This window comes from Streptomyces sp. NPDC005483, from assembly GCF_040606035.1.
In the GTDB taxonomy this organism is placed as follows: domain Bacteria; phylum Actinomycetota; class Actinomycetes; order Streptomycetales; family Streptomycetaceae; genus Streptomyces.
On record NZ_JBEXEA010000009.1, the window covers coordinates 14,387 to 33,489 of the forward strand.

The 19,103-nt window shown below is 66.8% G+C and carries 21 protein-coding genes; 19 read left to right on the forward strand and 2 right to left on the reverse strand.

The window, feature by feature from the left end:
* The first annotated feature begins 86 nt into the window (after positions 1 to 86).
* The 8 genes from ABZT06_RS18560 to tuf all read left to right on the forward strand — a co-directional run bounded on the left by ABZT06_RS18560 (position 87) and on the right by tuf (position 10,774).
* Positions 87 to 3,986: a DNA-directed RNA polymerase subunit beta' gene (locus tag ABZT06_RS18560; RefSeq protein ID WP_355741510.1), complete on the forward strand. Its 3,900-nt coding sequence runs from the start codon at positions 87 to 89 to the stop codon at positions 3,984 to 3,986.
* Between the two features lie 288 nt (positions 3,987 to 4,274).
* A complete protein-coding gene (locus ABZT06_RS18565; protein WP_355741513.1) occupies positions 4,275 to 4,874 on the forward strand; it encodes a hypothetical protein in 600 nt (199 codons plus the stop codon).
* An 8-nt stretch (positions 4,875 to 4,882) separates the two neighbouring features.
* Positions 4,883 to 5,305 carry a hypothetical protein gene (locus tag ABZT06_RS18570; protein WP_355741515.1) on the forward strand — a complete coding sequence of 141 codons (423 nt, stop codon included), beginning with the start codon at positions 4,883 to 4,885 and terminating at the stop codon, positions 5,303 to 5,305.
* Between the two features lie 299 nt (positions 5,306 to 5,604).
* Positions 5,605 to 6,069 carry a DUF1707 and DUF4190 domain-containing protein gene (locus tag ABZT06_RS18575; protein WP_355742210.1) on the forward strand — a complete coding sequence of 155 codons (465 nt, stop codon included), beginning with the start codon at positions 5,605 to 5,607 and terminating at the stop codon, positions 6,067 to 6,069.
* 345 nt (positions 6,070 to 6,414) lie between these two features.
* The gene (gene rpsL, locus ABZT06_RS18580) at positions 6,415 to 6,786 is read left to right on the forward strand and encodes a 30S ribosomal protein S12 (RefSeq protein WP_003948652.1); all 372 of its coding nucleotides are present in this window, start codon (positions 6,415 to 6,417) and stop codon (positions 6,784 to 6,786) included.
* A gap of 3 nt (positions 6,787 to 6,789) precedes the next feature.
* Complete coding sequence (rpsG, locus tag ABZT06_RS18585; RefSeq protein WP_007384059.1) at positions 6,790 to 7,260, forward strand: 30S ribosomal protein S7; 471 nt, start codon at positions 6,790 to 6,792, stop codon at positions 7,258 to 7,260.
* Between the two features lie 39 nt (positions 7,261 to 7,299).
* Entirely contained in the window at positions 7,300 to 9,426 is a 2,127-nt protein-coding gene (fusA, locus tag ABZT06_RS18590; protein WP_355741517.1) for an elongation factor G, read from the forward strand.
* 154 nt (positions 9,427 to 9,580) lie between these two features.
* On the forward strand, positions 9,581 to 10,774 hold the full coding sequence (tuf, locus tag ABZT06_RS18595) for an elongation factor Tu (protein ID WP_355741519.1): 1,194 nt from the start codon (positions 9,581 to 9,583) through the stop codon (positions 10,772 to 10,774).
* Here tuf and ABZT06_RS18600 read toward each other — a convergent pair.
* Positions 10,764 to 10,988 carry a hypothetical protein gene (locus ABZT06_RS18600; RefSeq protein ID WP_355741521.1) on the reverse strand — a complete coding sequence of 75 codons (225 nt, stop codon included), beginning with the start codon at positions 10,986 to 10,988 and terminating at the stop codon, positions 10,764 to 10,766. The genes tuf and ABZT06_RS18600 overlap by 11 nt on opposite strands.
* Positions 10,989 to 10,992: 4 nt before the next feature.
* A complete protein-coding gene (locus ABZT06_RS18605; RefSeq protein ID WP_355741523.1) occupies positions 10,993 to 11,373 on the reverse strand; it encodes a hypothetical protein in 381 nt (126 codons plus the stop codon).
* Positions 11,374 to 11,601: 228 nt separating this feature from the next.
* On the opposite strand from ABZT06_RS18605, the gene ABZT06_RS18610 reads away from it, so the two are divergent.
* The 11 genes from ABZT06_RS18610 (at position 11,602) to rpsC (ending at position 19,098) form a co-directional block, all read left to right on the forward strand.
* The gene (locus ABZT06_RS18610; RefSeq protein ID WP_355742213.1) at positions 11,602 to 12,804 is read left to right on the forward strand and encodes an acyltransferase; all 1,203 of its coding nucleotides are present in this window, start codon (positions 11,602 to 11,604) and stop codon (positions 12,802 to 12,804) included.
* A gap of 83 nt (positions 12,805 to 12,887) precedes the next feature.
* Positions 12,888 to 13,241, forward strand: coding sequence for a hypothetical protein (locus ABZT06_RS18615; protein ID WP_355741525.1), 354 nt, complete (start codon positions 12,888 to 12,890; stop codon positions 13,239 to 13,241).
* A 72-nt stretch (positions 13,242 to 13,313) separates the two neighbouring features.
* Complete coding sequence (locus tag ABZT06_RS18620; RefSeq protein WP_355741527.1) at positions 13,314 to 14,144, forward strand: hypothetical protein; 831 nt, start codon at positions 13,314 to 13,316, stop codon at positions 14,142 to 14,144.
* A 508-nt stretch (positions 14,145 to 14,652) separates the two neighbouring features.
* On the forward strand, positions 14,653 to 14,961 hold the full coding sequence (gene rpsJ, locus ABZT06_RS18625) for a 30S ribosomal protein S10 (RefSeq protein WP_003948644.1): 309 nt from the start codon (positions 14,653 to 14,655) through the stop codon (positions 14,959 to 14,961).
* 17 nt (positions 14,962 to 14,978) lie between these two features.
* Positions 14,979 to 15,623, forward strand: coding sequence for a 50S ribosomal protein L3 (rplC, locus tag ABZT06_RS18630; RefSeq protein ID WP_020118531.1), 645 nt, complete (start codon positions 14,979 to 14,981; stop codon positions 15,621 to 15,623).
* A gap of 5 nt (positions 15,624 to 15,628) precedes the next feature.
* Positions 15,629 to 16,285 (forward strand): 50S ribosomal protein L4, encoded by a 657-nt coding sequence (gene rplD, locus ABZT06_RS18635; protein ID WP_057607914.1) that lies wholly within the window; start codon positions 15,629 to 15,631, stop codon positions 16,283 to 16,285.
* The gene (gene rplW / locus ABZT06_RS18640) at positions 16,285 to 16,704 is read left to right on the forward strand and encodes a 50S ribosomal protein L23 (protein ID WP_007384067.1); all 420 of its coding nucleotides are present in this window, start codon (positions 16,285 to 16,287) and stop codon (positions 16,702 to 16,704) included. The genes rplD and rplW overlap by 1 nt, the downstream gene beginning before the upstream one ends.
* A 38-nt stretch (positions 16,705 to 16,742) precedes the next feature.
* The gene (gene rplB / locus ABZT06_RS18645; RefSeq protein ID WP_007384068.1) at positions 16,743 to 17,579 is read left to right on the forward strand and encodes a 50S ribosomal protein L2; all 837 of its coding nucleotides are present in this window, start codon (positions 16,743 to 16,745) and stop codon (positions 17,577 to 17,579) included.
* A 12-nt stretch (positions 17,580 to 17,591) separates the two neighbouring features.
* The gene (gene rpsS, locus ABZT06_RS18650; protein ID WP_007384069.1) at positions 17,592 to 17,873 is read left to right on the forward strand and encodes a 30S ribosomal protein S19; all 282 of its coding nucleotides are present in this window, start codon (positions 17,592 to 17,594) and stop codon (positions 17,871 to 17,873) included.
* Positions 17,874 to 17,917: 44 nt separating this feature from the next.
* Positions 17,918 to 18,265, forward strand: a complete 348-nt coding sequence (gene rplV / locus ABZT06_RS18655; RefSeq protein ID WP_006604878.1) for a 50S ribosomal protein L22 — start codon at positions 17,918 to 17,920, stop codon at positions 18,263 to 18,265.
* Entirely contained in the window at positions 18,265 to 19,098 is an 834-nt protein-coding gene (gene rpsC / locus ABZT06_RS18660) for a 30S ribosomal protein S3 (RefSeq protein ID WP_352389237.1), read from the forward strand. Before rplV ends, rpsC begins: the two co-directional genes overlap by 1 nt.
* The last annotated feature ends 5 nt before the right edge of the window (positions 19,099 to 19,103 follow it).

The window sequence follows — 19,103 nt, forward strand, 5'->3', positions numbered from 1 at the left end:
GAGGACCTGGTGAGGAACCTCCGGCCGGCCCCTGGACCCCCGTTTCAGACCCCAAGACTTACAACCCTGAGAGGGATTGACGCATAGTGCTCGACGTCAACTTCTTCGATGAGCTCCGGATCGGTCTGGCCACCGCTGACGACATCCGTCAGTGGAGCCACGGCGAGGTCAAGAAGCCCGAGACCATCAACTACCGCACCCTCAAGCCCGAAAAGGACGGACTCTTCTGCGAGAAGATCTTCGGTCCGACCCGGGACTGGGAGTGCTACTGCGGCAAGTACAAGCGTGTCCGGTTCAAGGGCATCATCTGTGAGCGCTGCGGCGTCGAGGTCACTCGCGCCAAGGTGCGTCGTGAGCGGATGGGCCACATCGAACTGGCCGCCCCCGTCACGCACATCTGGTACTTCAAGGGTGTCCCGTCGCGTCTGGGCTACCTGCTCGACCTGGCCCCCAAGGACCTCGAGAAGGTCATCTACTTCGCGGCGTACATGATCACGTACGTCGACGAGGAGCGCCGCACGCGTGACCTGCCCTCCCTGGAGGCGCACGTCTCCGTGGAGCGTCAGCAGGTCGAGAACCGTCGCGACGCCGACCTCGAGGCCCGCGCCAAGAAGCTGGAAAGCGACCTGGCCGAGCTGGAGGCCGAGGGCGCCAAGGCCGACGTGCGCCGCAAGGTGCGCGAGGGTGCCGAGCGTGAGATGAAGCAGCTGCGCGACCGTGCGCAGCGCGAGATCGACCGTCTCGACGAGGTGTGGACCCGCTTCAAGAACCTCAAGGTCCAGGACCTCGAAGGTGACGAGCTGCTCTACCGCGAGCTGCGTGACCGCTTCGGCACGTACTTCGACGGTTCGATGGGTGCCGCGGCGCTGCAGAAGCGCCTGGAGTCCTTCGACCTCGACGAGGAGGCCGAGCGTCTCCGCGAGATCATCCGTACCGGCAAGGGCCAGAAGAAGACCCGTGCGCTGAAGCGGCTGAAGGTCGTGTCTGCCTTCCTGCAGACCTCCAACAGCCCCAAGGGCATGGTTCTCGACTGCGTCCCGGTCATCCCGCCGGACCTTCGCCCGATGGTGCAGCTGGACGGTGGCCGCTTCGCGACCTCCGACCTGAACGACCTGTACCGCCGTGTGATCAACCGCAACAACCGTCTGAAGAGGCTCCTCGACCTCGGCGCGCCCGAGATCATCGTCAACAACGAGAAGCGCATGCTTCAAGAGGCTGTTGACGCCCTCTTCGACAACGGTCGTCGTGGTCGTCCGGTCACCGGCCCGGGTAACCGCCCGCTGAAGTCCCTCAGCGACATGCTGAAGGGCAAGCAGGGTCGATTCCGTCAGAACCTGCTCGGCAAGCGTGTGGACTACTCCGCGCGTTCCGTGATCGTCGTCGGTCCGCAGCTGAAGCTGCACCAGTGCGGTCTGCCGAAGGCGATGGCGCTGGAGCTGTTCAAGCCGTTCGTGATGAAGCGCCTGGTCGACCTGAACCACGCGCAGAACATCAAGAGCGCCAAGCGCATGGTGGAGCGCGGCCGCACGGTCGTGTACGACGTCCTCGAAGAGGTCATCGCCGAGCACCCGGTTCTGCTGAACCGTGCTCCCACCCTGCACCGCCTCGGCATCCAGGCCTTCGAGCCGCAGCTGGTCGAGGGCAAGGCCATCCAGATCCACCCGCTCGTCTGCACCGCGTTCAACGCGGACTTCGACGGCGACCAGATGGCCGTACACCTTCCGCTGTCCGCGGAGGCGCAGGCCGAGGCACGCATCCTGATGCTGTCCTCGAACAACATCCTCAAGCCCGCCGACGGCCGTCCGGTGACGATGCCGACCCAGGACATGGTCCTCGGTCTGTTCTTCCTCACCACCGACGGCGAACTGCGTGACACCAAGGGCGAGGGCCGCGCGTTCGGCTCCACGGCCGAGGCGATCATGGCGTTCGACGCCGGCGAGCTGGCGCTGCAGTCGCCGATCGACATCCGCTTCCCGGTGGGCACCATCCCGCCGCGTGGCTGGACGCCGCCGGCCGTCGAGGAGGGCGAGCCGGAGTACCAGGCCGGTGACACCTTCCGGCTGCGCACCACCCTGGGCCGCGCGCTCTTCAACGAGCTGCTGCCCGAGGACTACCCGTTCGTCGACTACTCGGTGGGCAAGAAGCAGCTCTCCGAGATCGTCAACGACCTGGCCGAGCGCTACCCCAAGGTCATCGTGGCGGCGACGCTCGACAACCTGAAGGCGGCCGGCTTCTTCTGGGCGACCCGTTCCGGTGTCACCGTGGCCATCTCCGACGTCGTCGTTCCCGAGGCGAAGAAGGAGATCGTCAAGGGCTACGAGGCGCAGGACGAGAAGGTCCAGAAGCAGTACGAGCGCGGTCTGATCACGAAGGAAGAGCGCACTCAGGAGCTCATCGCGATCTGGACCAAGGCGACCAACGAGGTCGCCGAGGCGATGAACGCGAACTTCCCCAAGACGAACCCCATCTTCATGATGGTTGACTCGGGTGCCCGAGGAAACATGATGCAGATGCGGCAGATCGCCGGTATGCGTGGTCTGGTGTCGAACGCCAAGAACGAGACGATCCCGCGTCCGATCAAGGCGTCCTTCCGTGAGGGCCTGTCCGTGCTGGAGTACTTCATCTCCACGCACGGTGCCCGTAAGGGTCTGGCGGACACCGCCCTGCGTACCGCCGACTCGGGTTACCTCACCCGTCGTCTGGTGGACGTCTCGCAGGACGTCATCATCCGCGAGGAGGACTGCGGCACCGACCGTGGCCTCAAGCTCAACATCGCGGAGGTCGGCGCGGACGGCGTGCTGCGCAAGGCGGACGACGTCGAGACCAGCGTGTACGCACGTGCGCTGGCCGAGGACATCACCGTCGACGGCAAGGTGCTGGCCCCGGCCAACACCGACCTCGGCGACGTCCTCATCGACGAGCTCGTCAGGCACGGCGTCTCCCAGGTCAAGACCCGCTCGGTCCTGACCTGCGAGTCCGCCGTCGGCACCTGCGCCATGTGCTACGGCCGCTCGCTGGCCACCGGCAAGCTGGTCGACATCGGTGAGGCGGTCGGCATCATCGCCGCCCAGTCCATCGGTGAGCCCGGTACCCAGCTGACGATGCGTACCTTCCACACCGGTGGTGTGGCCGGTGACGACATCACCCAGGGTCTGCCGCGTGTCGTCGAGCTCTTCGAGGCCCGTACCCCGAAGGGTGTCGCCCCGATCTCCGAGGCCCAGGGCCGCGTGCGGATCGAGGAGACCGAGAAGACCAAGAAGATCGTCATCACGCCGGACGACGGCAGCGACGAGACGGCGTTCCCGATCTCGAAGCGTGCCCGTCTCCTGGTCAGCGAGGGCGAGCACGTCGAGGTGGGCCAGAAGCTCACCGTGGGTGCCACCAACCCGCACGACGTGCTGCGCATCCTGGGTCAGCGTGCCGTCCAGGTCCACCTGGTCGGTGAGGTCCAGAAGGTCTACAACTCGCAGGGTGTGTCGATCCACGACAAGCACATCGAGATCATCATCCGGCAGATGCTGCGCCGCGTGACGATCATCGAGTCCGGCGACGCCGAGCTGCTGCCCGGCGAGCTGGTCGAGCGCTCGAAGTTCGAGACCGAGAACCGTCGTGTGGTCCAAGAGGGCGGTCACCCGGCCTCCGGTCGTCCGCAGCTGATGGGTATCACCAAGGCCTCGCTGGCGACGGAATCCTGGCTGTCGGCCGCCTCCTTCCAGGAGACGACCCGAGTCCTGACGGACGCGGCGATCAACGCCAAGTCCGACAGCCTCATCGGCCTCAAGGAGAACGTCATCATCGGTAAGCTCATCCCGGCCGGTACGGGCCTGTCCCGCTACCGCAACATCCGGGTCGAGCCGACCGAGGAGGCCAAGGCCGCGATGTACTCGGCCGTCGGCTACGACGACATCGACTACTCGCCGTTCGGCACGGGTTCCGGCCAGGCCGTTCCGCTGGAGGACTACGACTACGGTCCGTACAACCAGTAAGTCGGGTTGCTCGATCCGGAGGGCGGTCACCTTTTGGGGTGGCCGCCCTTCGGCGTGCGTGCACGTTATGATCCGCCGGGATCGTCGGTGAACTGCCTTGCAGGCAGCAGGTGTTGGGGGGGCGGGCGAGTGGAGGCAGCCCGGCTGGGGTTCGGTCTTGCGGCTGCCGTGGTGGTTCCCTGGGGCCTGGGCTGGCAGCGCTCCCGCCCAGGACTCCTGGCTCTCTTCGCGCTTGCCTTTGGTGCTTACGCGATCGCTCCGTACCGGGCTCAGGAGAGGCCGTGGATCGTGCTTGGCGCCACGCTGCTGGTGGCCGTTGGATCGATTCTCTGGCACCACGCGACGGGTAGCGCAGGCCTGGGCCTCTCCATCACGCTCCCCATGCCCACAGGGGCTCCAGCGGCATCCAGGCGCCTTGGCCTGGCAGCCTTCGGTACTGCCGCGCTCGTGTCCGTCTGGGCGGCGGGAGCGACCACGGCTTCGCTCGGCGTGGATCTGCTCCTGAGCGATCGAGTGGCGGTCGTCTCCTCGGCCCTGCTCATCTCAGTGTTCGGCGGGGGAGTCCTCGCCAGATCAGCCACAGTCCCCGTCCGTCGGGAGATCGACGCCCTTGAGGACGGGCCGGCCAGAGATGCCGCCATGGAGTTCATGAACGGCGGGCCGATCATCGGCCTTCTGGAGCGTGGGCTGCTCTTCGCTTTTCTCGTGGCAGGGCGACCCGAGGCCGCGGCACTGGTCCTGGCGGCCAAGTCCCTCGCCCGGGTGCCTACGGCGGAGCACGGCAAGCACGCGTCGGAGTACTTCCTCATCGGTACGCTGGCGAGTGTCATCGCGGCTTTGACGATGAGTATGGCTGCTCGTTCGGCGATTGGGCTGCCTGTCCTCTAGGAGACCTCTTGGAGTTGAGCGGGCACCCCCTGATCCGGAAGTTGTTGTCGCTCAAGCTGCCGCCTACGGAATACGTGGTGGCGGGAAGTGGACCGCTGCTTGCCCGCGGTCTTCGCAACGTGATCGGCGACCTGGACCTGGTCGCCAGGGGCGCAGCATGGAAGATCGCCCTGGAGCTGGCGGATCCGGTGATTGCGCCCTCGGGCTGCGGCCGCTTGGTGTCGCTTTTCCAAGGGGACATCGAGGTCTTCGACCGCTGGCTGCCGGGGGCGCCTGAACCGGACGCGATGATCGACGGTGCCGAGTGGATCCAGGGCATTCCGTTCTGCTCGCTTTCTGAGGTGCTGGCCTGGAAGGAAAGGCTTCATCGCGAAAAGGATCAGGAGGACATCAAGCTGATCCGACAGCATCTGCGGAGCTCGCAGGACTGAGCGGGCGGTACCTCGTGAAGCCGACCGACGCTCACCCGGCCAGGTGTTTCCCGTTGGAGATGCAGGAACCTGTCCCGGTATCGGAGCGTTGGAGCATCATGGAGGCATTCGACCGCCCAGGGGGTGCTCCTGTGTCGCAACCGTCGTGGCAACCGTGGCAGGGCAAGGACGAGTCGCCGTCAGGGCCGGGCAGGGACGGCCCGGCGGCGGGGTCCTGGTCCGGTGCGGGCGCCCCCGTGGCCCGGCCCTGGCCCGGATATGTCGCCCCGCAGCCCGTCGCCCACCCCAGTGCCTCCGCCATGCTCGCCTCGCATGCCGACCGTGAGCGTGCCGTCGACGTGCTGCGGGCCGGGTACGGGGAGGGGCGGCTGGAGAAGGGGGAGTTCGACAAGCGGGTGGAGCGGGCGTACGGCGCGCGTACCGTCGGGGAGCTGGCGCTGCTCGTCGCCGACCTGCCGCTCGGGCCCGTGCCGCAGCCGGCGCCCTTCACCGCCGTACCGCGGACGTTTCTGCCCGCCCCACGGCCGCGGGCGAACGGGAAGGCGGTCGGAGCCGCGGTGTGCGGGCTGCTGTGTGTGCCGACCTTCGGGTTCACCGGGATTCCCGCGGTGATCCTCGGGCACGCGGCGCGGGCGGAGATCGAGCGAACGGGCGAGAGCGGCGACGGGCTCGCGATGACCGGGCTCGTGTTCGGCTGGCTGTCGATCGCCGCGTGGTCGGTGGTGATGACGCTGCTGATCGCGGTGGGGCTCGCCTCCGGGTGAGCGCTCCGAGGAACCGCGGGAAGACGCTTCACGCGCGTGTGCACCATGTGAAATCGAAGATCGTCCACGGCGTAGGGGCTTGACATCGACCGCCCCGCGATGGTGTCGCCGTCCATCTGTTTTGACCGCAGCGAATGAGCTGGGTACGCTCAGACCTTGTGCCTGGGGTGTGCCCTGGCTTCCGTGCGTGCCTTGAACCGCACTAGGGGGCCTTGAGCGGCCACCGTAATCTGCGCCCTTTTCGCCTTGCGGCGGGAGTCCGCCGGATTCGACACACCCGACCGCGTGGGTCGGCGACTGTTTCAGGTTAGCTTCACCATTCGGCACACAGAAACCGGAGAAGTAGTGCCTACGATCCAGCAGCTGGTCCGCAAGGGCCGGCAGGACAAGGTCGAGAAGAACAAGACGCCCGCACTCGAGGGTTCCCCTCAGCGTCGGGGCGTCTGCACGCGTGTGTTCACGACCACCCCGAAGAAGCCGAACTCGGCCCTGCGTAAGGTCGCGCGTGTGCGTCTGACCAGCGGGATCGAGGTCACTGCTTACATTCCGGGTGAGGGACACAACCTGCAGGAGCACTCCATCGTGCTCGTGCGTGGCGGTCGTGTGAAGGACCTGCCCGGTGTTCGCTACAAGATCATCCGCGGTTCGCTCGACACCCAGGGTGTCAAGAACCGCAAGCAGGCCCGCAGCCGCTACGGCGCCAAGAAGGAGAAGTAGAAAATGCCTCGTAAGGGCCCCGCCCCGAAGCGCCCGGTCATCATCGACCCGGTCTACGGTTCTCCTCTTGTCACCTCCCTGATCAACAAGGTGCTGCTGAACGGCAAGCGCTCCACCGCCGAGCGCATCGTGTACGGCGCCATGGAGGGCCTGCGCGAGAAGACCAGCAACGACCCGGTCATCACGCTCAAGCGCGCGCTCGAGAACATCAAGCCCACCCTTGAGGTCAAGTCCCGCCGTGTCGGTGGCGCCACCTACCAGGTGCCGGTCGAGGTCAAGCCCGGCCGCGCCAACACGCTGGCGCTGCGCTGGCTGGTCGGTTACTCCCGCGCCCGTCGCGAGAAGACCATGACCGAGCGCCTGCTCAACGAGCTTCTCGACGCCTCGAACGGCCTCGGTGCGGCCGTCAAGAAGCGCGAGGACACGCACAAGATGGCCGAGTCCAACAAGGCCTTCGCGCACTACCGCTGGTAGTCGCAGACCCCATCGAGACCGAGAGAAGACTGAAGCCTTATGGCTACCACTTCGCTTGACCTGGCCAGGGTCCGCAACATTGGGATCATGGCCCACATCGACGCGGGCAAGACGACCACCACCGAGCGGATCCTGTTCTACACCGGCGTTTCGTACAAGATCGGTGAGGTCCACGACGGCGCCGCCACCATGGACTGGATGGAGCAGGAGCAGGAGCGTGGCATCACGATCACCTCTGCTGCCACCACCTGTCACTGGCCGCTTGAGGGCGTCGACCACACCATCAACATCATCGACACCCCGGGTCACGTCGACTTCACCGTCGAGGTGGAGCGTTCGCTCCGCGTTCTCGACGGTGCCGTGACGGTGTTCGACGGCGTTGCCGGCGTGGAGCCGCAGTCCGAGACGGTGTGGCGTCAGGCCGACCGTTACGGCGTGCCCCGCATCTGCTTCGTCAACAAGCTGGACCGTACCGGCGCCGAGTTCCACCGCTGCGTGGACATGATCTCGGACCGTCTGGGCGCCCAGCCGCTCGTCATGCAGCTGCCGATCGGCGCCGAGGCTGACTTCAAGGGTGTCATCGACCTCGTCACCATGAAGGCGCTCGTGTGGTCCGCCGAGGCGGCCAAGGGCGAGATGTACGACACCGTCGACATCCCGGCCACGCACACCGAGGCTGCCGAGGAGTACCGCGGCAAGCTCATCGAGGCCGTCGCGGAGAACGACGAAGAGATCATGGAGCTGTACCTGGAGGGCGAGGAGCCTTCCGTGGAGCAGCTGTACGCCGCGATCCGTCGTATCACCATCGCGTCCGGCAAGTCCAAGGACACCACGGTCACCCCGGTGTTCTGCGGCACCGCGTTCAAGAACAAGGGCGTCCAGCCCCTGCTCGACGCGGTCGTGCGCTACCTCCCGACCCCGCTTGACGTCGAGGCCATCGAAGGCCACGACGTGAAGGACCCCGAGGTCGTGATCAAGCGCAAGCCGTCCGACGAGGAGCCGCTGTCGGCGCTCGCGTTCAAGATCATGAGCGACCCGCACCTCGGCAAGCTCACCTTCGTCCGGATCTACTCCGGTCGCCTGGAGTCCGGCACCGCGGTGCTGAACTCCGTCAAGGGCAAGAAGGAGCGCATCGGCAAGATCTACCGCATGCACGCGAACAAGCGTGAGGAGATCGAGTCGGTGGGCGCCGGCGACATCGTCGCCGTCATGGGCCTGAAGCAGACCACCACCGGTGAGACGCTGTCCGACGACAAGCAGCCGGTGATCCTGGAGTCCATGGACTTCCCGGCGCCGGTCATCCAGGTCGCCATCGAGCCCAAGTCCAAGGGTGACCAGGAGAAGCTGGGTGTCGCCATCCAGCGTCTCGCGGAGGAGGACCCCTCCTTCCAGGTTCACTCGGACGAGGAGACCGGCCAGACCATCATCGGTGGTATGGGCGAGCTGCACCTCGAGGTGCTGGTCGACCGTATGCGCCGTGAGTTCAAGGTCGAGGCCAACGTCGGCAAGCCGCAGGTCGCCTACCGTGAGACGATCCGCAAGGCCGTCGAGCGCGTGGACTACACCCACAAGAAGCAGACCGGTGGTACCGGTCAGTTCGCCAAGGTGCAGATCGCGATCGAGCCCATCGAGGGCGGCGACGCCTCGTACGAGTTCGTGAACAAGGTCACCGGTGGCCGTATCCCGAAGGAGTACATCCCTTCGGTGGACGCCGGTGCGCAGGAGGCCATGCAGTTCGGCATCCTCGCGGGCTACGAGATGACGGGCGTCCGCGTCACGCTCATCGACGGTGGCTACCACGAGGTCGACTCCTCCGAGCTCGCCTTCAAGATCGCCGGTTCGCAGGCCTTCAAGGAGGCCGCGCGCAAGGCCAGCCCCGTGCTCCTCGAGCCGATGATGGCCGTCGAGGTCACCACGCCCGAGGACTACATGGGTGAGGTCATCGGCGACATCAACTCCCGTCGTGGCCAGATCCAGGCCATGGAGGAGCGGGCCGGTGCCCGCATCGTGAAGGGCCTCGTGCCCCTCTCGGAGATGTTCGGCTACGTCGGAGACCTCCGCAGCAAGACGTCGGGTCGCGCAAGCTACTCGATGCAGTTCGACTCCTACGCCGAGGTTCCGCGGAACGTCGCCGAGGAGATCATCGCGAAGGCCAAGGGCGAGTAACGCACCGCGTTCGCACGCTTTAGGCTTGACTCCGGAGCCCGGAGGGGCATTCACCCGCGTTTGTGGGGGAGTGCCCCCGGGCCGAGGCTTTCCAGCAAAGATCACCTGGCGCCGATGAAGCAAGGCGTTCAGAACCACTCCACAGGAGGACCCCGTGGCGAAGGCGAAGTTCGAGCGGACTAAGCCCCACGTCAACATCGGCACCATCGGTCACATCGACCACGGTAAGACGACCCTTACGGCCGCCATTACCAAGGTGCTGCACGACGCGTACCCCGACCTGAACGAGGCCTCGGCGTTCGACCAGATCGACAAGGCTCCCGAGGAGCGCCAGCGCGGTATCACCATCTCCATCGCGCACGTCGAGTACCAGACCGAGACGCGTCACTACGCCCACGTCGACTGCCCCGGTCACGCGGACTACATCAAGAACATGATCACGGGTGCGGCGCAGATGGACGGCGCCATCCTCGTGGTCGCCGCCACCGACGGCCCGATGCCGCAGACCAAGGAGCACGTGCTCCTGGCCCGCCAGGTCGGCGTCCCCTACATCGTCGTCGCCCTGAACAAGGCCGACATGGTGGACGACGAGGAGATCCTGGAGCTCGTCGAGCTCGAGGTGCGTGAGCTCCTCTCCGAGTACGAGTTCCCGGGCGACGACGTTCCGGTCGTCAAGGTCTCGGCGCTCAAGGCGCTCGAGGGCGACAAGGAGTGGGGCCAGTCGGTCCTGGACCTGATGGCCGCCGTCGACGAGGCGATCCCGCAGCCCGAGCGTGACGTCGACAAGCCGTTCCTGATGCCGATCGAGGACGTCTTCACGATCACCGGTCGTGGCACCGTCGTCACCGGTCGTATCGAGCGTGGTGTCCTCAAGGTCAACGAGACCGTCGACATCATCGGCATCAAGACCGAGAAGACCACCACCACGGTCACCGGCATCGAGATGTTCCGCAAGCTGCTCGACGAGGGCCAGGCCGGTGAGAACGTCGGTCTGCTCCTCCGTGGCATCAAGCGCGAGGACGTCGAGCGCGGCCAGGTCATCATCAAGCCGGGTTCGGTCACGCCGCACACCCAGTTCGAGGCCCAGGCCTACATCCTGTCCAAGGACGAGGGTGGCCGCCACACGCCGTTCTTCAACAACTACCGTCCGCAGTTCTACTTCCGTACGACGGACGTGACCGGCGTCGTGACCCTCCCCGAGGGCACCGAGATGGTCATGCCGGGTGACAACACCGAGATGAAGGTGGAGCTCATCCAGCCCATCGCCATGGAAGAGGGCCTGAAGTTCGCCATCCGTGAGGGTGGCCGGACGGTCGGCGCCGGCCAGGTCACCAAGATCACCGCCTGATCTTGACCCGGTAGGTCTCCGAGACCCCGTAGGTCTCTGAAGGGGCCCGTACGACTTCGGTCGTACGGGCCCTTTCGCATGCCTGGCTGGGATCCGCGCCAGGATCGGCCGCACCGGATGCCCGCTGGCTTCTTCCACGGCGGCGCTCTCCGGCGGCGCGGTCGGGTTGCCGGCGCGGGGCGGTCGGGATGACCGAGTACACGGTCTCGCTCATGGCCTCATCCTGGCTGCGCTTCCGGCGTGGGCTGCGGGCCGGCGGCCATGAGGGCGAGGGTCAGGCAGCGGACGATCGCGCCGGCCAGCAGGGCCGTGACGAAGGAGTCGACGTGCATGCCGTAGTCCAGCCGGGAGCTGATCCAGGAGACGAGGAGCCAGACCAGGGCGTCCTGGAGGGTGCCGATCGCGGCGAAGAGGAGCCAGGGGGAGGTCCTGATCGCGCTCGGGTAGCAGTGGATGAGCTGGCCCACGACGAGGAGGACCGAGCCGCTGAGGAGGAAGTCCCAGGGCGGGGTGTCGCCCACGGGGGAGACACCGGGGAGGAGACCCGCGGCGAGCGCGGCTCCGGCGTAGGTGCCTGTGACGCGCCTTCGTTTGTACATGGCCGAGATCATCGGGACGGCTGTCGCGTTTCCGCAAGACGTCAAGTGAAGTCTGCGGGAACTCTGTGAAGCGGCTCGGCGAGGTTTGCGGCAACTCCCCGGCGACCGTGGGGGGAATGTTCTTGTCTGGCCGCTGTGGGGTGGTTGTGAGGGTCGTAGCCTGAGGCGTCCGGTGGCCACTCCCGGCCCGGGATTCCCTCGCGAGGACGGACGGACACGCAGGTGTCGATGCAGGACGCGGAGCGCAGAAGGCCGATACCGCGACGGGTCGTCAGCGGCCTGCAGCAGCCACTTCCGCCCCTCGCCGTGCCCGCCCGGCCGGGACAGCCCGCCTCCGCCGCCCGGCACGCCGCCGTACGCGACCGCGCCGGCCGCCGGCTGTACGCCATCGACGGCATCCGGTTCCTCGCCGCCCTGATGGTCGCCGTACACCACTACGCCGGCACCCACCGCGTCGACCAGCCCGGCAACCGCATCTGGGACCGCCCGGTCTCCGACATCATGCCGACGGTGTTCCGGTTCGCCTCCTACGGCTGGATCGGCGTCGAGATCTTCTTCGTGATCAGCGGCTTCGTGATCTGCATGTCCTGCTGGGGCCGTACCCCCCGGCAGTTCTTCACCTCACGGGTGATCCGGCTGTACCCGGCGTACTGGTTCGCCATCGTCTTCACCACGGCCGTCCTGATCGCCCTGCCGGGCGTGTGGGACCGCCTGCGCACCCGCGACATCCTCCTCAACTTCACGATGCTCCAGTCCGGTTCGGGCGTCATGAACGTCGACGGCGTCTACTGGACCCTGTGGTCGGAGCTCCGCTTCTACCTCCTCTTCCTGATCGTCGTGTGGAGCGGCCTGACCTACCGCAAGGTCGTCGTCTTCTGCTGTGTGTGGGGCGCCGCGGCCATGCTCGCCCCGATCTCCGAGCTCCCCCTGCTGGAACTGGTCGCCAACCCGGAGGGCGCCTGGTACTTCATCGCTGGCCTCTCCCTGTACCTGATGCACCGCTTCGGCCAGGACCTGCTGCTGTGGGGCATCCTCGCGATGGCCTGGCTGATGGGCCAGCGCGAACTGGGCATCCGGATCGACGAGGTCGAGCACGTGTCAGGATGGCGGGGGAGCGTGACGATCTTCACCGTGTTCCTGCTCGCCATGGTCGCCATCGCCCTCGGCGCCACCGACCGCATCCGCTGGAAGTGGCTGGTGACGGCCGGCGCGCTGACGTATCCGCTGTACCTGATGCACTACGCGGCGGGTACGGTCCTCATCAACCGCCTGCGCGACACCATGGACGCCCGTCTCCTGATCGCCTCCGTCATCGCCGGCTTCATGCTGCTGAGTTGGCTGGTGCACCGGTTCGTGGAGCGGCCGGTGGCGCGGTTGCTGAAGCGGGGGTTGGACACGTCGTTCGCGCGATTGCGGAACGCGGGCGCCTGAAGCGCCTGGTTCAGTACGGCGACCGCGTGTTCTGAGTACGAACGCTCATGCGGCCTGGGGTGTCGGCGCGCTGTGATGGACCCATGCCGGACCTCACGCTCGACGACGACCGCGCGACCGGAGCCTGGGTCGCCCCGCTGGTCTCGACCCTGCTCACGCTTCCCGCGTGCCTGGCCGCCTGGTTCTTCGGCGGTTTCTCCGCGATGGCCTGCGACGCCTGCGACGGCACTGAGGCCGACCGCTTCGACTCCAGCTTCGCCGTCGCCTTTCCGGTGCTGCTCGGGGGCCTGGGGATCGCTCTGCTGCTGGCGGCGGCGAGTTGGGCGCTGCCGTGGGAGCGCCGGAACGCGGCCGGCCGGGTGGGCCTCGCGCTGGCCGCGCCCGTGCTGGTGCCGTGCGTGTGCGTCGTGTTCGCGGCGCTGGTCGACTGGCCGTAGACCAAGCACTCGTCATGATCAGGTCATGGGATAGTCTGCCTCCTCCTTTTCCGCGCCACGAAAGAGGTGGTAATGACCACTGGCAGACGAACGGCCACCGGGGTCGCGCTCGTGGGGGCCCTCGCTCTCACCCTCCTGAACGCCCCGGCGGCCCACGCCCAGGACACCGGGATCAAGGTGACCGACATCGTGATCAACAAGGGCAAGCCGATCGTCGTCGGCACCTCGAAGGTGGTGGAGCCGTCCCTCACCTTCACGATCACCCTGCCGTCCGGGTACAGCACGAGCGACCCGTTCCGGTACGACGCCACCCCCTTCCTGTACCGGGGACGCCTGACGCAGGACCTGGACGCCAACTTCGAGAACTACATAGGCCCCGGTGGCTACACCTGCTACGAGCAGAGCGACAAGAAGGCCAATTGCGAGGGGTCCCTCTACGTCGACCCCGACCGGAGTCACGACGAGGTCGACTCCAACGCCGACGCCACCACCTGGAAGACCGGCGTCTCCCTGCTCCTGTTCAAGGCCAACGGCAACCTCGCGGCCCACGAACGTGAGACCCGGTCCCTGACCGTCCGGCTCAAGCGGGCGGCCAAGGTCACCGTGAACGCCGCGCCGGAGCCGGTCGTCAAGGGCAAGAAGATCACCGTCACCGGCAAGCTCACCCGCGCCGACTGGGCGACCAAGAAGTACGGGGCCTACGGCGGCCGTTCGGTCACCCTCCAGTTCCGCGCGACGGGCACCAGCTCCTTCGTCACGGTCAAGAAGGTCACGACGAGCAGCACCGGCGCCCTGAAGACCACGGTCACCGCCGCGAAGGGCGGCACCTGGCGCTGGTCGTACGGCGGCAACGACACGACGGGCGCCACGACGAGCGGCGGGGACCACGTCGACGTGCGCTGACCAGGGACTCCGGGTCGGTTGTGGTCTCCCCGCCGAGCGGTGGGGAGACCGGTGCCCGGACGGACCCGGCGCCCACCAGGAGGGAAAGGAAGGCCCCGAGGGCCTCCGCCGCGTCGGTCAAAGCGGCAATGTGTTTGACCTGCGTCACTCCCGGGGTATTGTCTCCGGCTCGATTGGCCAGGCCCGTGCCCCGTATGGCAGACTAGCGGGGTTGCTCGGTCGAGTGTTGATGCTGTGCGCCTCCCGCCGGGAGGACCGGAAGCGAGTCCCACAGTACTCGTCGTCCCAACTGCCGTAAGGCAGCGCTGGGACGGACGTACGGGAATCTTTCGGGAAGCGGAGTGCGGCACTGGCCAGGCGCCCGGTGGACCTCTTTCCCAGACAAGGGATGTTCGAACAAGGGACATCTGTGTCGGTGAGAGTGCGACACACCCGACCGCGTGGGTCGGCGGAAGTCAAAGGAACACCGGGTTCCAGAGCGGTAAATAGACAGGACTACGGAGTAGCCATGGCGGGACAGAAGATCCGCATCCGGCTCAAGGCCTACGACCACGAGGTCATCGACTCCTCGGCGAAGAAGATCGTCGAGACGGTGACTCGCACTGGTGCGTCGGTCGCGGGCCCGGTGCCGCTGCCCACTGAGAAGAACGTGTACTGCGTCATCAAGTCGCCGCACAAGTACAAGGACTCGCGCGAGCACTTCGAGATGCGCACGCACAAGCGCCTGATCGACATCCTCGACCCGACGCCCAAGACCGTTGACTCTCTGATGCGACTCGACCTCCCGGCCGGTGTCGACATCGAGATCAAGCTCTGAAGGCCGGTGATCTGAGAATGGCTAAGCAGATCAAGGGCATCCTGGGCGAGAAGCTCGGCATGACGCAGGTGTGGGACGAGAACAACCGTGTTGTTCCGGTCACCGTCGTCAAGGCCAGCCCCAACGTCGTGACCCAGGTGCGTACGAACGATGTCGACGGCTACGAGTCGGTCCAGATCGCCTTCGGCGAGATCGACCCTCGCAAGGTGAACAAGCCCCTCAAGGGTCACTTCGCCAAGGCCGACGTCACGCCCCGCCGCCACCTCGTCGAGATCCGCACCGCGGACGCCTCCGAGTACACGCTGGGCCAGGAGATCTCCGCGGAGGTCTTCGAGGCCGGCGTCAAGGTGGACGTGACCGGCAAGAGCAAGGGCAAGGGCTTCGCCGGTGTCATGAAGCGTCACAACTTCAAGGGCCTCGGCGCCGGTCACGGCACCCAGCGCAAGCACCGCTCTCCCGGTTCCATCGGTGGCTGCGCCACCCCGGGCCGTGTGTTCAAGGGCCTCCGCATGGCGGGTCGCATGGGCAACGAGCGGGTCACCACCCAGAACCTGACCGTTCACGCCGTTGACGCGGAGAAGGGCCTGCTCCTCATCAAGGGCGCGGTTCCTGGTCCGAACGGCGGCCTCGTCCTGGTCCGCACCGCGGCCAAGGGGGCCTGAGGACTATGAGCACCATTGACATTCTGTCGCCCTCCGGCGACACCGCCGGGACCGTTGAGCTCCCGGCCGAGATCTTCGACGTAGAGAAGATCAGCATCCCGCTGCTTCACCAGGTCGTCGTCGCGCAGCTGGCCGCCGCCCGTCAGGGCACGCACAAGGTCAAGCGTCGTGGCGAGGTCCGTGGTGGCGGTAAGAAGCCGTACCGCCAGAAGGGCACCGGCCGCGCCCGTCAGGGTTCGACCCGTGCGCCGCAGTTCGCGGGCGGTGGCGTCGTTCACGGCCCCACCCCGCGTGACTACTCGCAGCGGACCCCCAAGAAGATGAAGGCCGCGGCCCTGCGCCACGCCCTCACCGACCGGGCTCGCAACAACCGCATCCACGTCGTCTCCGGCGTCATCGAGGGCGAGTCGCCTTCGACGAAGGCCGCCAAGACGCTCTTCGGCAAGATCAGCGAGCGCAAGAACCTGCTGCTCGTGATCGACCGTGCCGACGAGGCCGCGTGGCTGTCCGCCCGCAACCTGCCCCAGGTCCACATCCTGGAGCCGGGCCAGCTGAACACGTACGACGTTCTCGTCTCGGACGACGTGGTCTTCACCCAGGCCGCTTTCGAGTCCTTCGTGTCTGGCCCCAAGGCCGCTGACACCGAAGGGAGCGAAGCCTGATGGCTACGCGTCACCCGAGCATCGCCTCGAAGGCCGCCAAGGCAGCCAAGGCCGCGCGCGTCGCCAAGGCGCGCCGCCACGAGGCCGAGGGCAAGAACACCGTCGTCACCGCGCCCAGCAAGGCGTTCACGGACCCCCGTGACGTCCTGCTGAAGCCGGTCGTGTCCGAGAAGAGCTACGCGCTTCTCGACGAGGGCAAGTACACGTTCATCGTGGCGCCCGGCGCCAACAAGACCCAGATCAAGCAGGCCGTCCAGGCGGTCTTCTCGGTCAAGGTCACCGGGGTGAACACGATCAACCGCCAGGGCAAGCGCAAGCGGACCCGCACCGGCTTCGGCAAGCGTGCCGACAGCAAGCGCGCGATCGTGACCCTTGCCGAGGGCGACCGTATCGACATCTTCGGCGGTCCGTCCGCGTAAGCGGGTCGGATCGTCCGATATCGGACGAGGACTGAGAAATGGGAATCCGCAAGTACAAGCCGACTACGCCGGGCCGTCGTGGCTCCAGCGTCGCCGACTTCGTCGAGGTCACGCGGTCCACGCCGGAGAAGTCGCTGGTCCGCCCGCTGCACAGCAAGGGCGGCCGTAACAACGCCGGTCGTGTGACCGTTCGCCACCAGGGTGGCGGACACAAGCGCGCCTACCGAGTGATCGACTTCCGTCGTCACGACAAGGACGGCGTGCCGGCGAAGGTCGCGCACATCGAGTACGACCCCAACCGCACCGCGCGCATCGCGCTGCTGCACTACGCGGACGGCGAGAAGCGCTACATCCTCGCCCCGCGCAACCTGCAGCAGGGTGACCGCGTCGAGAACGGTCCCGGGGCCGACATCAAGCCGGGCAACAACCTGGCGCTCCGCAACATCCCGGTCGGTACCACGATCCACGCGATCGAGCTCCGTCCCGGTGGCGGCGCCAAGTTCGCCCGCTCCGCTGGTGCCTCCGTGCAGCTGCTGGCGAAGGAGGGCACGATGGCCCACCTTCGTATGCCCTCCGGTGAGATCCGCCTGGTCGACCAGCGCTGCCGCGCCACGGTCGGCGAGGTCGGCAACGCCGAGCAGAGCAACATCAACTGGGGTAAGGCCGGCCGCAAGCGCTGGCTGGGCGTCCGCCCGACCGTTCGCGGTGTGGCGATGAACCCGGTTGACCACCCCCACGGTGGTGGTGAGGGCAAGACCTCCGGTGGTCGCCACCCGGTCAGCCCCTGGGGTCAGAAGGAGGGTCGTACTCGTTCGCCGAAGAAGGCTTCGAACAAGTACATCGTCCGCCGCCGCAAGACGAACAAGAAGCGCTAGGAGCGGGTTTAGATGCCGCGGAGTCTCAAGAAGGGGCCCTTCGTCGACGACCACCTGATCAAGAAGGTGGACGCCCAGAACGAAGCCGGTTCCAAGAACGTCATCAAGACCTGGTCCCGTCGCTCCATGATCGTCCCGGCCATGCTCGGCCACACGATCGCGGTGCACAACGGCAAGACCCACATCCCGGTGTTCGTCACCGAGTCGATGGTCGGCCACAAGCTCGGCGAGTTCTCGCCGACGCGCACCTTCCGGGGTCACGTCAAGGACGACCGGAAGTCGAAGCGCCGCTAAACGCGGATCGCATTCAGACACGTAAGTAACTGAGAGGGACAACCATGGAAGCCAGGGCCCAGGCGCGGTACATCCGCGTTACGCCCATGAAGGCCCGCCGCGTGGTGGACCTTATCCGTGGCATGGACGCCACGGAGGCTCAGGCTGTTCTGCGATTCGCTCCGCAGGCAGCCTCAGTGCCCGTCGGCAAGGTGCTCGACAGCGCCATCGCCAACGCCGCGCACAACTACGACCACACCGACGCCGGCAGCCTCGTCATCTCCGAGGCGTACGTCGACGAGGGCCCGACCCTGAAGCGGTTCCGGCCGCGCGCCCAGGGCCGTGCCTACCGGATCCGCAAGCGGACCAGCCACATCACCGTGGTCGTCAGCAGCAAGGAAGGAACCCGGTAATGGGCCAGAAGGTAAACCCGCACGGGTTCCGGCTCGGCATCACCACGGACTTCAAGTCCCGTTGGTACGCCGACAAGCTGTACAAGGACTACGTCAAGGAAGACGTCGCCATCCGTCGGATGATGACGTCCGGCATGGAGCGCGCCGGTATCTCGAAGGTGGAGATCGAGCGCACCCGTGACCGTGTGCGTGTGGACATCCACACCGCTCGTCCGGGCATCGTCATCGGCCGCCGTGGCGCCGAGGCCGACCGCATCCGCGGTGACCTCGAGAAGCTCACGGGCAAGCAGGTCCAGCTGAACATCCTCGAGGTCAAGAACCCCGAGACCGACGCTCAGCTGGTTGCCCAGGCCGTCGCCGAGCAGCTCTCCTCCCGCGTCTCCTTCCGCCGCGCCATGCGTAAGAGCATGCAGTCGGCGATGAAGGCCGGCGCCAAGGGCATCAAGATCCAGTGCGGTGGCCGCCTCGGCGGCGCCGAGATGTCCCGCTCGGAGTTCTACCGCGAGGGCCGCGTGCCCCTGCACACGCTCCGCGCGAACGTGGACTACGGCTTCTTCGAGGCCAAGACGACCTTCGGCCGCATCGGTGTGAAGGTCTGGATCTACAAGGGCGATGTCAAGAACATCGCCGAGGTCCGCGCCGAGAACGCTGCTGCCCGCGCCGGCAACCGCCCGGCCCGTGGTGGCGGCGGCGCCGACCGCCCGGCCCGTGGTGGCCGTGGCGGCGAGCGCGGCGGTCGCGGTCGTAAGCCGCAGACGGCTCCCGCTGCCGAGGCCCCCAAGGCCGAGGCTCCGGCTGCCGCTCCGGCTGAGAGCACCGGAACGGAGGCCTGACCGAC

What these genes read in the sequence shown, in the direction of transcription:
- ABZT06_RS18575 (WP_355742210.1), top strand. Translation starts at nt 5,605, where the DNA reads ATGCTCGCCTCGCATGCCGACCGTGAGCGTGCCGTCGACGTGCTGCGG.
- rplC (WP_020118531.1), top strand. Translation starts at nt 14,979, where the DNA reads ATGGCTAAGCAGATCAAGGGCATCCTGGGCGAGAAGCTCGGCATGACG.
- ABZT06_RS18605 (WP_355741523.1), bottom strand. Translation starts at nt 11,373, where the DNA reads ATGTACAAACGAAGGCGCGTCACAGGCACCTACGCCGGAGCCGCGCTC.
- rpsC (WP_352389237.1), top strand. Translation starts at nt 18,265, where the DNA reads ATGGGCCAGAAGGTAAACCCGCACGGGTTCCGGCTCGGCATCACCACG.
- rpsG (WP_007384059.1), top strand. Translation starts at nt 6,790, where the DNA reads ATGCCTCGTAAGGGCCCCGCCCCGAAGCGCCCGGTCATCATCGACCCG.
- rplV (WP_006604878.1), top strand. Translation starts at nt 17,918, where the DNA reads ATGGAAGCCAGGGCCCAGGCGCGGTACATCCGCGTTACGCCCATGAAG.
- rplW (WP_007384067.1), top strand. Translation starts at nt 16,285, where the DNA reads ATGGCTACGCGTCACCCGAGCATCGCCTCGAAGGCCGCCAAGGCAGCC.
- ABZT06_RS18610 (WP_355742213.1), top strand. Translation starts at nt 11,602, where the DNA reads ATGCAGGACGCGGAGCGCAGAAGGCCGATACCGCGACGGGTCGTCAGC.
- ABZT06_RS18600 (WP_355741521.1), bottom strand. Translation starts at nt 10,988, where the DNA reads ATGAGCGAGACCGTGTACTCGGTCATCCCGACCGCCCCGCGCCGGCAA.
- fusA (WP_355741517.1), top strand. Translation starts at nt 7,300, where the DNA reads ATGGCTACCACTTCGCTTGACCTGGCCAGGGTCCGCAACATTGGGATC.
- rplD (WP_057607914.1), top strand. Translation starts at nt 15,629, where the DNA reads ATGAGCACCATTGACATTCTGTCGCCCTCCGGCGACACCGCCGGGACC.
- rpsS (WP_007384069.1), top strand. Translation starts at nt 17,592, where the DNA reads ATGCCGCGGAGTCTCAAGAAGGGGCCCTTCGTCGACGACCACCTGATC.
- ABZT06_RS18615 (WP_355741525.1), top strand. Translation starts at nt 12,888, where the DNA reads ATGCCGGACCTCACGCTCGACGACGACCGCGCGACCGGAGCCTGGGTC.
- ABZT06_RS18620 (WP_355741527.1), top strand. Translation starts at nt 13,314, where the DNA reads ATGACCACTGGCAGACGAACGGCCACCGGGGTCGCGCTCGTGGGGGCC.
- rpsJ (WP_003948644.1), top strand. Translation starts at nt 14,653, where the DNA reads ATGGCGGGACAGAAGATCCGCATCCGGCTCAAGGCCTACGACCACGAG.
- rplB (WP_007384068.1), top strand. Translation starts at nt 16,743, where the DNA reads ATGGGAATCCGCAAGTACAAGCCGACTACGCCGGGCCGTCGTGGCTCC.